The organism is Bacteroides difficilis, assembly GCF_048319815.1.
GTDB classification, from domain to species: Bacteria; Bacteroidota; Bacteroidia; order Bacteroidales; family Bacteroidaceae; genus Bacteroides; species Bacteroides zhangwenhongii.
This window is the reverse complement of record NZ_CP182814.1, coordinates 4591792-4608013: the sequence shown is the minus strand read 5'-3', so window position 1 is coordinate 4608013 and position 16222 is coordinate 4591792. Positions and strand designations below refer to the sequence as shown.

Genomic DNA, 16222 nt, shown 5'->3' with positions numbered 1-16222 from the left:
TTCGTAGAATTATAAATAAAGGAGGTTTGATTATGACAACGATGGAATTGAAAAGCCTGAAAATGGACTTGGTTGAGGAACTTCTGAGTTTGAATGACAAAGAGATGCTCAATCGAGTAAAAACCTATTTGAAACGACTTAAGAGGATGGAAGCTGAAAAAGAAGAGGACGAAATCAGTAAGGAAGAGATTCTTGCAGGGATTGATGCCGGGCTGAAAGATGTAAAAGCCGGGAGAACAAGATCTGCTTATGAACTCATTAATGAACTATAGTATAGAAAGTTCTGCCTCATTTGATAAAGAGGCAAAACGTTTAGGGAAGCGTTACGTTTCATTTAAAGAAGATTATTTGAAACTTCTTGATGAATTATCTCGGAATCCTCAACTTGGAACAGATTTGGGACATGGTTTGCGTAAGGTACGTATGAAAATTACTGCAAAAGGAAAAGGTAAAAGTGGAGGTGCAAGAGTTATAACCTTTACTGTGGTGATTTCCCAACAAGATGCGGTGTTAAACCTTCTTTATATCTATGATAAGGCGGATAAGGCTTCTATATCAGAGAAAGAGATTGAACAACTTCTGAAGCAGAATGGTTTGAAAACACATCAGATATAGTATTCCGCTAAATCAACAATTCCCGCCCGCATGGCATATTTGGTGGCTTCATGCACATTATTTACGCCTAACTTGCGGAAGATATTTTTACGGTGGCTGTTAATCGTATGAAAACTAAGGTTTTTCTCCGCTGCAATCTCTTTTGTCGTTTTGCCTAGTGCGATTTCTTTTAGAATATTCTTTTCTGTTTGCGTTAGCAAATGATTGTTTGTGGACAAGGTAACAGACGGAGAGCCAGTTCCCGAAAGCAATAGGTTGCTGACATGATTGCAGATATATCTTTGTTTGCGGATAGCGCATTGAATCGCAGTGATAATTTCCTCTTTGGAATTATCTTTCATTACTACTCCAAAAGCCATGCTGCTAAATAATATTTGTCGAAGGAAGTTAAGACTTAGCTCATCGGAGAATAGGATCCAATCGGCCTTTTTAAACCTTTCCTGTAGAACGATCAGTTCATCTGCCCCGGCAAAATTGAATAGTGTGTAATCAAGAATAACCACTGCTTGCGGGTACAATCGCAGCAACTGAATCAGCTCTACTTTATTATCAGCTTCTAGAAGTGCGGATACATCTTTTTGCTTGGTCAGTAGGAACATCATTCCCGCTTTGCTGATATCTTGATTGTCTGCAATGATAAATTCTCTCATAATAGGAATAGTTAAATAAAACTCCGCTACAAATGTACATATTTTGTGCGATTTGTAGCGGAGTTTTAATTAGATTCTTGAATTCCGATTACCAGGAACGTCCTTTGAAGATGTTGGATTGGTCAAGCGGAACGATATTTCCGTTCAATGTCAGATTGTTGTTATTGAAGTTCGGGCTGATTGTAACCGAAGCTGTATTATTTCCACTGCTCATGTTGATGAAGACCTGAGCGGAAATACCAATACCTTGAACGCTGAATGAACAGTTCACATTTCCTTTCTTGTCAATGTTCATTTTCATATCAGAAGAATTACCATCTACAGTGACACCACCGATCCCGTTAGGACCTGGATAAGCTGTATTGAAAGCAGTCTGCACAGTGGCTCTGTTGCCATTCATCAAAACGAAGTTGGTGTTTGAAGTCACGAAAGCACTCATTCCATTGCGGAAGATTACTTGATTGGCTTCCAATACAAATTGCTTGTTCTTTAAAGCCTGTACAGCTTGTTGATAGGCTGCCATGTCCTGTACTTGTTCTTCGGCACGGAGTTTTGCTCTTTCTGCGTCTCTTTGAGCTTTTCGTTCTGCGCGGCGGGCTGCTGCGTTACTTTCCTGTGCATACATCATCGTGCTTGCACTCACTAATACTAATGCTAATAATGCAATAAACTTTTTCATAACTTTTTTTTGTTTAGGTTTAATACGTTGTCCGTTTATTACAAAAACAAAGAGTATGCCAGATTGTTCACGAACGTCGTGCAATTTTGTATCCGATAGCTGCGACGGCAATACTCATTAAAGGGCTGATAATGTTGAAAAAGCAATAGGGAAGATATACAAGTGTGGGCACACTTAAAATGGTGGCCTGAGTCATCCCGCAACTGTTCCATGGGATCAGTACGGATGTAACGGTTACTGCATCTTCCGTCGTGCGGCTTAGTAAGCAACTTTCATATCCTTTCTTGGCATATATGTCACGAAACATATTTCCCGTCAGAATGATACTGATATATTGGTCGGCTGTTGCCAGATTAAGAAACAAGCCTGAGCAAACCGTACCTCCTACCACACTGACCGTCTTTTTCATAAATCGAACAAAGATTGAAGTGATACTACCCAACATACCGCTGGCCGTCATTGCTCCACCAAAACACATGGCACACAGAATGAGCCAAATCGTATTCAGCATTCCGGACATGCCGCGTGTGGCAATCAAATCTGCCAGAACGGCATTGTCTGTGTGCAGACTTGTGCTTCCATATATCGTTATCATTAATCCTTTGAACAATGAATCGAAGCCGGAAGTTGCCATTCCGGAAACCTCCTGTAATAACTCCGGCTGGAAAATCAAAGCGAAGACTCCTGCCAGCAGTGTCGATAAAAATAGGGTAATGATGGAAGGAATCTTACGGGCGATTAATATGCCTGTTACAATAGGTACAATCAAGAGCCAGGGAGTAATGTGGAACTTTTCATTCAAAGCAGTTGCCACTTCGGTGATATGTTGTGTATTGCTGGCATCGTGTGAGAATCCTGCCACAGTAAAAATAATCAAAGTGATTATGAGGGAAGGAACTGTCGTTATCATCATGTATCGGATATGCCGGAATAGTGGAGTATCAGTTACGGAAGCTGCCAATATAGTTGTTTCCGATAGAGGCGAGACCTTATCTCCAAAATAAGCTCCGGAAATAATGGCTCCTGCAATCCATCCCTCTTCAAATCCTTGTGCCCTGCCGATACCCATCAGTGCGATTCCAATGGTAGCGATGGTGGTCCACGAACTACCGGTCATAACGGAAATAAGTACACAAATGATACAGGTGGATGCTAAGAAGAAACTGGGATGTATGATTTGCATTCCATAATAAATCAAAGTAGGTACTACTCCGCTGATCATCCACATTCCACTTAATGCACCGATAATCAATAGGATGATAATAGCCGTTGCCACTCCGGCCACATTGTTTGTGATGGCAATCTCATAATCTTTCCAAGGGATTTTGTAGAATGCCATACCGATAAGAATACAAATAGCGGTAGTGGTGAGTAATGATACTTGACTTCCTCCACTTAAAGCATCACTACCGAAAGTATGGATAGTACCGAATAATAATAGTATAAGTACGATAATTGGTATCAGGGATACAAAAGGGGAGGGGGCTTTTTTCATATTAAGTTCTTTAATGCTCTATATTATTTTGGTTTGCAAAGATACAACAAAATGATCGAAATTCTTAGCGTTATGGAACAGAGCAATAAAAATTAGTATAAGTTTATATATTCTTGGTGCATAGAATCAGCCCCAATTTACCTTACGTTTTAGCCACCAATATCGTATGAAAAGTATTCCGGTCAGAATCAGAGCGATAGATAGTCCGGTGTAGAAAACGGAAATAAAACTGTCGGGTAATAGATGGAAACTCCGGATGGTAATGCCTAGAGAGATCATGAATATCATAATGATCCAACTCTTTACATCAAAAAAAGAAAAAGGGCAGTTACGGGTTTTCTTTTTCTCTTCAATTCGCCGGGTGTGTTTATAATAAAGTCTTTTAAAGATGAGTACGAAGAATAACAGGAAAACTACAGTTGCTTCTCCGATTTTGAACATCCAGTCTTGGGAGTTGTTTAACCATGTAATGATTCCTATTCGTAATATATTGATACCGGCTGTAATCCATACTGCGCCGGCTGTAATGAGTAAGATTTGTTTGTTAACTCCGTATTTCATTCGCTTTACTTTTTTTGCTATAAACGGTTTTACTGCTTATTTTGTTGAGTCATTTCTTATGATTTATAACTCATTTTATGAAAAAAGTGGTGGAAACCGTATTTCCTTCCCCATCAACGGCTGTCAGAGAGTGTTTTCCCGGTTCAGGTTGCAAGGATATTTTATGAAAATCCTGTGTTTGCATCAGATATATATCATCGAGATGCCAGAAAACGATTGCTTTGGGATTGTTGTGAGCCAGTTCGACAGTGATGAATCCTTTGTTACCATCCAATTGTTTCGGTAGCTTGATTCGTGCATTCATCGGAGGATAAATGAATTGCATGGGTTGGAAACTATCTTCTCCGCAACCTGATTTGAACGGAGGAAGAGGCTTGTATTCCGGATGATGCTGTTTATAATACCATTCCCACACAGGAGGCAGTGCGAACCATGACCTTGGGAAAGTAGGCTCCGTATTGGCACAATTCTCATAAATACGATATTTCTCGTCGGCAGATAAAGTAATGAAGTGATGATATGGGCAGGATTCTGTTCGTAGTCCGGAGGGAAGTATAAGCACTGTGTCCGTCTCCTCGCAGAAGCGTCCTTTCAAATGACCGGATTGACGGCATACCTCTGCATCAATAAAAACACCGGTCGGACGTTCAAACCACGATGAAGAGGGAAGATAGTTGAATACATCGAATAATACGGGACCTGCCGTTTGTGCGCCCGCTAATCCCGGTTTTCCTTCACCGGTTGCGTTTCCTACCCATACGCCGACTGCGTAACGAGGAGTGACGCCTACCGCCCAAGCATCCCGGAATCCATAACTCGTTCCTGTTTTCCAGGCGATGGTCTGCATGGAAGGGATGGACTTCCAATCGATCTCTTCGGGGCGGTTGACTTCTTTTAGCGCGTCGAAAGTTTGCCACACTGCACCCTTGTCCCAAGTGAATTTTTGTTGTATCGCTTCGTTTTTGTTCTCTTCTCCCATTAAGATGTCGGCTTCTTTTTGAGGGACTGCATCACTATGCTGATTCGGAATCAGACTTCGTCCCATTTGTGCGTACGCATTTGTTACATCCCATAAAGTGGCTTCTGCTCCTCCCAGAATCAGGGATAAACCGTAGTGGGACGATGGACGGGTGATTGTTTTGAATCCAGTCTGTCGCAGGAAATTATGAAATTTGGGAACACCATATTTTTGTAACATTGTCACGGCTGGAATATTCAGTGAACGGGCAAGTGCTTCCGAAGCGGGCACAGCCCCCTCATACTGCCTGCTGAAATTCTGCGGACTGAATCCGTTTATGTTAATGGGGATGTCAGGAAGTAGCGTATGTGGCAATAATGTCCCCTCCTGCAACATCGCATAATATAAAAAAGGTTTCAAGATACTTCCTGTGCTTCTGGGAGCTTGAATTACATCCACCTGATTACCTCCTTGCCGATGGTCGAAATGTACATTCCCGCAATAGGCTATCACTTGATTGGCAGGGAGGTCGATTACTAAAATGGCCAAATTGCGGATATCGCTTCGGTTAAATTCATTGCTCCAACGTTCAGCGATGTCTTCTATATGCATTTGAATCCCCCGGTCAATGGTGGAACGCAAGTACTGTCCATTTCTTTCTTTGTAGAAACGGCTGACTAAGTGGGGAGCTGTTTGCGGAAGAAGATGTGGCTCTTCGGGAAGAGGTTCGCTGACAGCCAGCTCATAAGTAGACGAATCTATGATTTCTTTCTCATGGAGCAGTTTAAGGACCCGGTTACGTTTGGCAAGTAATGTCTCCCGTCCTTTGGATAGGTGAATCATGGCTGGAGCATTGGGTAATACGGCGAGCATGGCCGATTCCGCCCATGACAACTCTTCGGCTGAATGACCGAAATAACGCCAGGCGGCCGCATCCAGTCCTACCACATTTCCTCCGAAAGGGGCATGAGATATATACATGGATAGGATTTCTTCTTTAGAAGCCCTGAATTCCAGACGTGTAGCCCAGATCATTTCGATTATTTTCTCTCCGAAAGTTCTGGGTTTGTTTCGTGCAAGCCGGATAGTTTGCATGGTCAGCGTGCTTCCTCCGCTTACAATACGTTTGTTCTTGATGTTTTGATAAATGGCTCTTCCGATGGCAAGTGGATTAACACCCCAATGGTGATAGAAATGTCTATCCTCAAAAGTGATAAAGCAGTACTTTATTTTTTCCGGTGTCATCTTTCTCGGAGGGAAACGCCACTGTCCGTCGGAAGCAATACGTGCTCCCAACAGTTCTTCGTTCTTATCAGTGACGACAGTCGAGTAGGGGACATGAAAGAGTTGTCGGGGAAGACAAAACATATATCCCGTCACCAAGAGAGCAATACTGCCAAGTATTACTTTCCGGGTGACGGATAAATTTCTGAATACCTCCGATATCTTAACTTTCATGAACAGCGTTTGTTCTTATCAACAGAATTCGTATTAGCGACTCACCGTTGTTCTTCCTGCTTTGCTTCGTGCCTGCACGGTTGTATCATACATGGCTTCGCACTGAATAGCCGGAAGAATGAAGTTACCGGCGTATGCCGCTTGCAATCTGATAGTAAATACCTTTGTCTCACCACGGTACAAATTGAAATAGGTCAATACACGATCGTCGCGGATATCCTGATAGGAGTAATTGATAGCTGTATCGGCAGTCGCCATTCGTTCATTATATATTTCCCACCCGGATGGTATGATATGTGTCAATGCCAGATTGGTATAATCCGATGTTCCGCTAATATTGGATATGGAAACGACAGCGGTAAAGTCAGTTCCTTGTTTAATTTCTTCTGCGGATATGGGCGTGCCGTTCAAGGTTGCATATCTTATATCCATCCGAAGATTGTCTGAGATGGCGGGTAGCGTATCGTTCAGCAATTGTGTGCGCGTGATAATATCTACTCCCAATGCTCCTTTGCCTTGATTCTTCACAGAGACTGTTCCGGATTTCGGTGAAGTAGGAATCTCTTTGTCAAATACCGCTTTGGCAGATTTCACGGCAGGTTGTTGCTTGCCGTTCCATGTCCATGTGAAATCAAGTGTACCTGATAACTTTTCTGCCAAGCGTCCCATTGCCATGAGGGCAAATGCGGTAGACTGAGTATTGAAATAGTCCTCTTGTGACAGATTCTGCGAGACTTTCTTTGCTTGTTGAAGTGCATCCCGTTCCCGGTTCATCAGGATTAATGTTTCCAGAATCATCGCTTCATCCCGGTCGGACGAACCGTAAATAAAGTTCATTGAAGAATAGGGAGGGATACTGGTTTCTGCCCTATATACCAATTCCTCGGCTGGTTTCATTTTTCCTGTCAATGCGTAGGCGGCTGCCAATCTCCATTTGGCTTGAATAGATAATCCTTGCTGTTCCTTCATTCTGTTCATAGCTCCGTACTCCGGCACACCGGCCAATGCCAGCGTGTATAGGCGGAAGGCTTGCATCAGCTCCGACTGCCATAGTTGCCAGCTGTTTGCATCCTGTGGCATACGCCAGTTCTGGGCTGCTGCACGTTGGAAGTGTTTCCACTTATTCAATACGTTTGAATGGACGGCATATCCCTTTTCTTGTGCCAATGTCAGGAACATTCCGGTATATGAACTGATCCATTCGTCTGCGACGGCATTCCCCGGCCAATAGACAAAACCGCCATTGGGAAGTTGCCGGGCATAAATCTGACGGATAGCCTCCTGTACATTTGTTTTTATTTTCTCTGCTTCCTGTTCGTTTACCGTTTTAAATTGAGAGATAAACAAAAGCGGCAATGCTTTGGAAGTCAACTGCTCCGTACACTGATGTTGGTAATCGTATAAGAAGTCGAATCGACGTGTGATATCTACGGATGGGATACGGGATACTTCCAACTGAATATGATTGTTGTCGGAAAAACCGCTTAGGATATACGATACCTCTCCACTTTGTCCGGCTTCCACCCATTGGCTGTTGCGTAATGTCACGACCGGATTCGGATTGCGTACGTCTATTTCGATGGTTTCTTTAGTCTGCTGTCCACCCCCGTTTGCCGTCAGATGGATAGTTGCTTTACCTGTTTTGTTTCCGGTCTTCAATGTAAAGAATGTAAGCTGGTCGCCCGGTTGATTGAAGGTTAGCGACTGTTGCGAAGGGCCGGCAATTTGTACTCCTCCACCGGAAACCTGAATAGATACGGTGACATTCTTTACCTGATTTTCCATTGCAAAGATATTTACCGGAACAGTGATTTCCTCTTGAATACTAAGCACGCGCGGCAAGGTGGAAAGCAGCATTAACGGTGTCCGTACATAGGCCGTCTTTTCTGCATTTCCATAAGCACCGTCCTGCCCTGCCACTACCATAGCGCGTACAGAACCTACATACATCGGAAGTTTCAATGTATGTGTCTGATGTTTGCCTTTTCCCAAATAGAAAGGACCAATGAATTTAACGACCGGTTTGAACCGGTTTGCTTTTGCATCTGCCGGTTTCAAAGCTGCGTCCCCACCTGTACTGAAAAGAGAACCGTAACTTCCGGCGGAAGCTCCCAATACATTGTCGTACATATCCCATGTCCGGATACCGAGCGCTTCGCGTGAATAAAAGTCATTCCAAGGATCGGGTGTCTTGAAGTTCGTAAGGTCCAGCAGACCGTCGTCTACGATAGCCAATGTGTAAGTCATCGGCTTCCCGCTCTTTTCACTGACGGTCACATTGAAGTCCGTTTCCGGTCGTAGCACTTCCGGCATTTGTATTTGCGGTCTTAATATCGTTTGACTGTTGGTTACGAATACCGGGACAACACCATACATACGGATAGGCAAGTCATTCACTGTCTGCGCATGAGGCTGCAACAAGCTGATGTGCAGATATACATTCGGAGCCATTTCTTCTGTGATCTTGAACGTATATTTTGTGTCTCCTTTGCTGGAAACTTCGATCCATTCCTGTTTGAGTACCGTCGATCCGTTCTCGATGGATACCAATGCACGTCCGTTGGCTGCTGCGGGGATAATAGCCATAGCTGTTTCTCCTATCTCATAGGAATCTTTGTTCAATGAGAAAGCAAGCATTTTAATACCACTGGGGTCCGATTTACTTGAACGTCCCCTCCATTCGGGCCAGTCTACGTAGACAGTACCTCCGGTGGCATGTCCGCTTTCTTTGTCTTTCACATAGACCAGATAACGTCCCCAATTGGGATAATCGACGCGGAATTTGAAAGAAGCCTTTCCATTGTTGGTTTGCAGACTCCCGCTGGCTACCGGAGTGATGGAAGTCCCGTTTATATAGGAACTGAAAGATTCTTCATTGTTTTCCCACCACCAGCTCCAACTGATACGGTAGATTTTATATTCCAGATTTGAACGGCTCACCGCCTGTCCTTCCGGATTCACCGTAACAATGTCAAATACATGATCTTTGTCCGTTTCTATGTATTTGCCTTTCGGCTGATTCAAGTTAATGCCCACATACGATGTGAACGGAGAGAAAGGAACGCTTTGGGTATAGATACTGGCATCTCCTCCCGGTTCGAATACACGGGTGGTGAAAGATGCGTTTAGCATACCCGGTGCATTAGTTGCAGCAGGGAGTTTTAAAGTGACTCCCGCTCTTCCTTCCGCGCTGAGCATTCCGTCAAACACATTTGTCTTGATGGTAGTGAAATCAGTAGCCGGATTATTGAAAATATACTGTCCGTAGTTTTTGAATTGTGTATTTACTTTAGACAGAGACATCTCTACTTTGGTTTTCAGATGTGAAGCCGTAGCCCCTGTCAGCCAGGCAGAAGTGAGTGGAGCATAGACTTCTTTGTCTGTTGCTTGAAGAATTCTAGGCAATGCCAACGTTATTTTAAGTCGGTTGGGTTTTATTGTTTCGATGCGTAGCCCTTTATGGAAAGTCGAACCGCCTACTTTTACGTATGCGTTCCACAGACCGGTAGGAGCATCTGCCTGAGTAGGGACAGTAAATGTGTAAAAGCCATTCATCCCTTGTGTTGAGATCATTTTGGTATAGAATTGGCCTTTCGGATTGTAGATTTCCAGCGCTACCGGATGTTTGTCCGGTATTCTTTTTTCCTGGTCTTCCAGAATGAAAGATATATGTAAGGTGTCTCCCGGTCTCCATACTCCTCTTTCACCATATATAAATCCTTTTAAGCCTTTTTGAATATCCTTTCCACCCACATCGAAGCGGCTGACCGATTGCTCTTCACCGTCTACGACACGTACGTATGCTTTTTGTCCGTCTGCCTCCGCTACGATAATGAAGGGAACTCCTTTCGGAACGATTTCCGTCAAGCCTTCTCCGTTTGTTTCTCCCTTACCAATGGTTTGTAACTGGAAATTGTAAACAGTTACTTGCGCCTTTCCGACAGGTTTTGTGTCCAAAATGTTGTTTACTGCAATCCACAGATTGTTCAAGGAATTCTTCTTTACGATCATTCCCAGATTAGAGGCAAAGACATTGCAGGTAGCTGTCCGGTCTGCTCCCATATAGTAGGACGGGTGGCACGGATTATCCCGTTCTTTCCACCGATACAAACTCCAGTCCATAGTTTCACCGTTGTAATAATAATAAGCCTCAGGAGTGTCCCATACAGCTTCGTCTGCCTCTGACAAAATACTACCGCTAACTTTTGTCAGACCGTCGGAAGTCGTGTCGGAAAACTTCATTTCTTTGTTTTCTTCACTTCCACCGCAAGGATAAGCGGAATATTCTTGGCGGAAAGACAGGATAACCCGGTAGATGGCGCCCGGTTCTTGATGAATCAGTCCGGCAAGGTCGATAGAGTAATCTTCCCATTGATGAATATCTTTTGATGAATCCTTGCTTAGCCACAATGTTTTCTTATAAACCAGGCGTCCCGAACGGCGCAACTCATTGGCAGAGGCCAGAGAGTTGTTTTGCATGAACATCAAGATGTTATTCTCAAAGATGCGGATAACCTTTAAATCTACTGCATACAGATTGACAGCGCGGAATGGAATAATCAGGCTTTTCGAATCGGGAAGAATAGCGGCTGAGGTAGCCATCTCTACTTGCGGTTTCAGATTCAATTCGCTGAATGAGATAGAGTGGGAAGTCCCCAGAGTACGGTCTTGACTGCTTTTTATTCCTTCATGGATATTCAAAGTCAGTTTATTTATTTTGTTGGTTTCAAAATAGATAAGAACCTGGTTATCCTTAATTTGGGTGATGTAAGAAGATACTTCCGGTATCTCGATCAGTCCTTTCAGATCTTGCGTATTGGATATGGGAGCAGAGAATACGACTTCAATCCCGTTTTCCGGTTGGTCAATGCGTTTGGCGGTCAGAAAGCGGAAACTGTCTTTTGCCGGAATCATGATTTCTTCGATTTGCGTATGGTCAATTCCTGCGGGATTTCCGTTTGCTGTCAGTTGGATTTGGTAATCTTCCGCTTCCCGCAAGATCCGGTTAATACTGAATTCATAACGAGTCGGATTGTTGGTGGAGGTAATATCGACCGGATAATTTTTACTTTTACCATTGTCGGCTATCAGCATTTTTTCAACTTCTTCTTTCTTCACAACGTCACTAAAGCGTATTTCTCCTTTTATGTTCACTTCGTCGGGTTGAGTAGCTGTAATCGTTATAGGTTCTGCATGAATTGTGAAATTACGTTCCTGCACCCGGAATGAGAAGTTAAATTCCTTTAGTTTTTTATCTACCTCGATAAAATCTCCAAGCTGGAAAGTTCCTTCGTAGAACGTTCCCGGTTTTAAAGTACCTTCTTCCGGAACAAATTCGATGGTGTTATTGCTAATCCAATATGCTTTTCCTTTCAAAGACGGTGAAAAGCTGAACGGATTATCTTTTAACTCATTATTTACGTCAACCATAGGTTGATCGTGTGTCAGCTCGATGCGTATAGTCGAACTTTGGGAGATGACTCCTCCTGTGTAGGCATTTACATAGGGGGCATATTCTGCAGAGGGGATGATGTCTTTCGGACTGTGCGTACATGCGGAAAAGGTCACAATCCACATTATGAAAAAGAATAGTTTGGTAGCGAGGCTGCTACGTCCAGTTTTTATTTGTCCCATAGCAAAGAGTTTTTATTGGTTCAGTGGACAAATATACTGTTTTTATAATAGATTCTTTTATAGACAGGGGTATTTTTCCTTCAACTTTTTCATGAAGGACTTGCTTACTTGTAGGAGCTCGGCGTCATTAAAAGGGGGAAGTAATACACAATTATTGTCTTCAATTGATGCCAGATAGCTGATATTAATAATGTAGGATTGACTGATCTGAAGCAAATAAGGGTGTAAACTCAATATCTTTTGCGAGTTCGTGTTTCTCTTTAATATCAGAGTATGTTTGTTGGATAGCATGACTTCCCACAATTTGCTTTTTGAGTTATAGCGGAAATAACCGATTTCTTTCAGGTGAATCAGTTGTAAGCTTCCGGTAATAGTAGTATATAAGAATATGCTTTCTTGATTTTGCGTAATTTGTGTCTGCTCGCAATGATCAATGTTGATGTTTTGATTGTTCATAATATTAATTTATTAATTTCCCATGTCGTAGTTTTTATTTTCTGTCAAAAGTAGCAGATTACTCTTAATTATAAAAATGAAAAGTGTCTCATTTCTATAATGAGACACTTTTATTATTAAGATTTGTACGTTACAAAATAGAATAATTCTATTTACTTTGTTGATATTCAATGAACTTACTGGGAGAAATACCATATCTTTCGGAAAAGTTCCGGTAGAAGGTTGCCCGTGAGCTAAATCCGCATGCAAACATCAACTCTTTCACATTTTTTTCCGGATTTTGGGCGATTAGTTGTTTGAAATGCTCTAGTCGGATATAATTAATATATTCACGGAAACCTGTAAATCCCTGACTTTTGATTGCATCCGAAATATTGCGTTCTTTGTCATTTAAGGCTTCTGCCAAATCTTTTATACTGTATTTCTGATCTGTGTAAGGATGTTCTTTCTTTAAATAGCTCTCGATTGTGGTGAAGAGTGCGAGTGGCTGAAATGAGTTTCTCATTTCAGGATTTTCTTCTTCTATATCATACACCATACTGATATGGTCTGAAAACGGATTCTCATATCGTAAATATAGCATTGAGAATAAAACGGTAAAAACGATTGCTGTAATACCGAATAAATTGAAGATAAACTCATTAATGCTTAATGTGAATAGGATGTATATACCAAGAAATAGGAATAAGAATCCCATGAATAGATACATATTTCTATTCATCTTACGATGTGTCTTAACACGGCTGGTGACATAAACGAGAATAAAGAGAGGAGTGATGACAGAAAGCAGAAATATACTGATTCTGAGTTTGACATCCATATTACCGATATTGGGCATTATCTCATTTAGTGAATGGATAGCCGTTATGTTGCCATTGAAGCACAGATAGCAGATTCCTACCGTTATGGTAATGATAGGAGGCAATAAGAAGGTGAATATTCTGAAATGGTTGAAATATCCCGGAGATAATGATGCGATGGGAAATAGTGCTACGATATTGGCCAAAGCGTACCATTTAAGCATTTTATCAATATTGAGCAATTCTGTGAAGTCATATTCCGGAGTGTCCGTGACAATCGTCAGCCACCCGATGTTTTCCCATGAAAACATGAACCCTATACCGACTGCTATGATTCCCCAATATAATTGAGGATAATTGTCTTTGGCACGAATGATAAGAATAATCCCCGATATAAGGGCAATCAAATCAAGTGCTAGTTCAATTGATAAATGTAGTATTCCCATGTTTATGACGCATTTCTTATATATTTAGTCGAAAAGTAGCGAAGCAAAGATAAGTAATTTAGCCATATCAGACAACAGAGAAGAAAGCATAGAGTTCTTGTGAGGTTATACCTTGATATATTATATTTCTTTAGAGGAGTCGTTTTCTGCCAATTCTTTAATCTGATGATAAATATACTAATAATCAGTACTCAATGCGTAAAAATACTCATCGGATTGTTATATCTGTCTATAGAATGATTATATTTGTAGAACTAAATATTGATAACTATGCCTGAAAAAGAAATGAACTCATATCGTCTGACTAGTATGGAAGAGCTTACAGATCAGATGCTTGCAACTTTAATGAAGGAAGTAGTGGAAGAAGCAAAAAAGAAGTTGGTTTACTTCTTGGAGTAATGGTACTTCATGGAGAGTATATCAACCTCTACCCTGTCATCGTTTACAGAGTAAACGAGACGATGTTCTGAGGTGATTCTCCTTGATCATTTACCAGTCAATTCATATTTTAGCGGTTCTGGCTTCCCAATCCCAGTATAAGGATGCTCTGCAATATCGTTCAGTAAAACTGTAATCTTATTCAGAATAATCTTATTGCCACTCTGTGAGAAGTATAGATATTCCTTCCGTGCTTGGTCAGATAATATTATTCTGTACATGATGCTCGCTTTAAGAAGTCTTCTATGCTCTCTCCATCTTTCTGTGCTATATAATTGCCGTTTTTTATATCTTCCTCACCTTGACGTATGGCTTCCATCGTTTCAGGTGACGACATTATATATTCCGTTTCCTTTAATGAGTTGTATTCATCAAGGGAAATCATCACTACTCCTTTACCATTACCACGATTAACAATTACAGTATCATAGTCATCAATCACTGAATCAATGTAACCTTTAAGGTTCGCTCTCAAATCTGTATAGTTAGCTGTTCTCATATATCCTCCTTCTATTTAATGCAAATATATGTACTTATATGCGTACTTGCAAATTTAATTAGTTAATTATTAGATATAAAGAAAGGACACCAACGTTAGATTAGTCTTATCCAGAATCTTCTTAATCTCCCTTACGCTATTAACAAAGAAGTAAGCCTCTTCACTCTTCATTCCATCTAAGATAAAGTAACTTATATCTTGATATTGCTTGATAATCTTAGCTGCTGTTTCATAAGTCTTCCCACTTTTATATGGATATATAGTAATCTTGTCAACAGTCTTCCAGTTCGCTACAGCTCTATTTTAAGGATAATCAGCCACGCCTAACCTTAGAGATTCAAACTCTATTTAAGCTATAATTTACTCCAATTCCATCACCTAATTACAATTAATTATAAGAAGAATAGCAAGAAGAAATGAGTATTGGATAGGGGATAAGTATTGTAGTATAATTAAAATGAAAATCCCCATAACCATTACAGTTACAGGGATTTATATATTAGCAATGTATTATATTACTTGCTCAAAGCAGTAGCTACGTCAACCGCACAAGCTACTGTACAACCTACCATCGGGTTGTTACCAATTCCCAGGAATCCCATCATTTCTACGTGAGCAGGAACTGATGAAGAACCAGCGAACTGAGCGTCTGAGTGCATACGGCCCATCGTGTCAGTCATGCCGTATGAAGCTGGTCCGGCAGCCATGTTATCCGGGTGAAGAGTACGACCTGTACCACCACCGGAAGCTACTGAGAAATAAGGTTTGCCTGCAAGAACACGTTCTTTCTTGTAAGTACCAGCAACCGGGTGTTGGAAGCGAGTCGGGTTAGTAGAGTTACCTGTGATAGATACGTCTACACCTTCTTTCCACATGATAGCTACACCTTCGCGAACATCGTCAGCGCCATAGCATTTTACTTTTGCACGAGGACCGTCAGAGTAAGCGATTTCGCGAACAACTTTCAGTTCACCTGTAAAGTAATCGAATTGAGTCTGAACATAAGTAAAGCCATTGATACGAGAGATGATCTGAGCAGCGTCTTTTCCAAGACCGTTCAGGATGCAACGCAACGGTTCTTTACGTACTTTGTCTGCTTTTGCAGCAATCTTGATAGCACCTTCAGCAGCAGCGAAAGATTCGTGACCTGCCAGGAAAGCGAAACATTTAGTTTCTTCGCGCAGCAACATAGCAGCCAGGTTACCATGACCGATACCAACCTTACGATCGTCAGCTACAGAACCCGGAATACAGAATGCTTGCAGACCGATACCGATAGCTTCAGCAGCTTCAGCAGCATTTGTACAGTTTTTCTTAAGAGCGATAGCAGTACCTACTACATAAGCCCATTTTGCATTTTCAAAACAGATAGGCTGAGTTTCTTCACACGTTTTATAAGGATCAAGTCCGGCAGCTTCGCAGATTGCGTTAGCTTCTTCGATATCTTTGATGCCGTTAGCGTTCAAGGCTTCGATAATGCCTTTCATACGACGGTCTTGGCTTTCGAATTTTACTTCTCTAATCATAGTTTCT

At 41.7% G+C, this 16222-nt stretch carries 12 protein-coding genes and 1 pseudogene; 2 read left to right on the top strand and 11 right to left on the bottom strand.

The features are described from left to right. Positions 1–32: 32 nt before the first annotated feature. A complete protein-coding gene (locus ACNOGP_RS18190; RefSeq protein ID WP_418213424.1) occupies positions 33–272 on the top strand; it encodes a hypothetical protein in 240 nt (79 codons plus the stop codon). Then, positions 262–615: a type II toxin-antitoxin system RelE/ParE family toxin gene (locus ACNOGP_RS18185; protein WP_195532433.1), complete on the top strand. Its 354-nt coding sequence runs from the start codon at positions 262–264 to the stop codon at positions 613–615. Before ACNOGP_RS18190 ends, ACNOGP_RS18185 begins: the two co-directional genes overlap by 11 nt. Here ACNOGP_RS18185 and ACNOGP_RS18180 read toward each other — a convergent pair. From ACNOGP_RS18180 to ACNOGP_RS18130, 11 genes and pseudogenes are all read right to left on the bottom strand, one after another. After that, positions 606–1265 carry a DNA-binding response regulator gene (locus ACNOGP_RS18180; RefSeq protein ID WP_418213423.1) on the bottom strand — a complete coding sequence of 220 codons (660 nt, stop codon included), beginning with the start codon at positions 1263–1265 and terminating at the stop codon, positions 606–608. The genes ACNOGP_RS18185 and ACNOGP_RS18180 overlap by 10 nt on opposite strands. A gap of 88 nt (positions 1266–1353) precedes the next feature. Beyond that, positions 1354–1944: a DUF4251 domain-containing protein gene (locus ACNOGP_RS18175; RefSeq protein WP_143864757.1), complete on the bottom strand. Its 591-nt coding sequence runs from the start codon at positions 1942–1944 to the stop codon at positions 1354–1356. Between the two features lie 67 nt (positions 1945–2011). Then, positions 2012–3439 carry a Na+/H+ antiporter NhaC family protein gene (locus ACNOGP_RS18170; RefSeq protein ID WP_418213422.1) on the bottom strand — a complete coding sequence of 476 codons (1428 nt, stop codon included), beginning with the start codon at positions 3437–3439 and terminating at the stop codon, positions 2012–2014. 126 nt (positions 3440–3565) lie between these two features. Continuing rightward, on the bottom strand, positions 3566–4000 hold the full coding sequence (locus ACNOGP_RS18165; RefSeq protein WP_007759076.1) for a hypothetical protein: 435 nt from the start codon (positions 3998–4000) through the stop codon (positions 3566–3568). Positions 4001–4070: 70 nt separating this feature from the next. Beyond that, positions 4071–6416, bottom strand: a complete 2346-nt coding sequence (gene pbpC / locus ACNOGP_RS18160) for a penicillin-binding protein 1C (protein ID WP_418213421.1) — start codon at positions 6414–6416, stop codon at positions 4071–4073. Positions 6417–6449: 33 nt separating this feature from the next. Beyond that, positions 6450–12050 carry an alpha-2-macroglobulin family protein gene (locus ACNOGP_RS18155; protein ID WP_418213420.1) on the bottom strand — a complete coding sequence of 1867 codons (5601 nt, stop codon included), beginning with the start codon at positions 12048–12050 and terminating at the stop codon, positions 6450–6452. Between the two features lie 57 nt (positions 12051–12107). Then, complete coding sequence (locus tag ACNOGP_RS18150) at positions 12108–12506, bottom strand: LytTR family DNA-binding domain-containing protein (RefSeq protein WP_418213419.1); 399 nt, start codon at positions 12504–12506, stop codon at positions 12108–12110. A 148-nt stretch (positions 12507–12654) separates the two neighbouring features. Further along, on the bottom strand, positions 12655–13752 hold the full coding sequence (locus ACNOGP_RS18145; protein WP_195476461.1) for a helix-turn-helix transcriptional regulator: 1098 nt from the start codon (positions 13750–13752) through the stop codon (positions 12655–12657). 383 nt (positions 13753–14135) lie between these two features. After that, positions 14136–14411 (bottom strand): annotated as a pseudogene (locus ACNOGP_RS18140) (Txe/YoeB family addiction module toxin). Continuing rightward, on the bottom strand, positions 14399–14689 hold the full coding sequence (locus tag ACNOGP_RS18135; protein WP_007759108.1) for a type II toxin-antitoxin system Phd/YefM family antitoxin: 291 nt from the start codon (positions 14687–14689) through the stop codon (positions 14399–14401). The pseudogene ACNOGP_RS18140 and the gene ACNOGP_RS18135 overlap by 13 nt, the downstream one beginning before the upstream one ends. A 515-nt stretch (positions 14690–15204) precedes the next feature. After that, positions 15205–16215, bottom strand: a complete 1011-nt coding sequence (locus ACNOGP_RS18130; protein WP_143864750.1) for a GGGtGRT protein — start codon at positions 16213–16215, stop codon at positions 15205–15207. Positions 16216–16222: the final 7 nt, after the last annotated feature.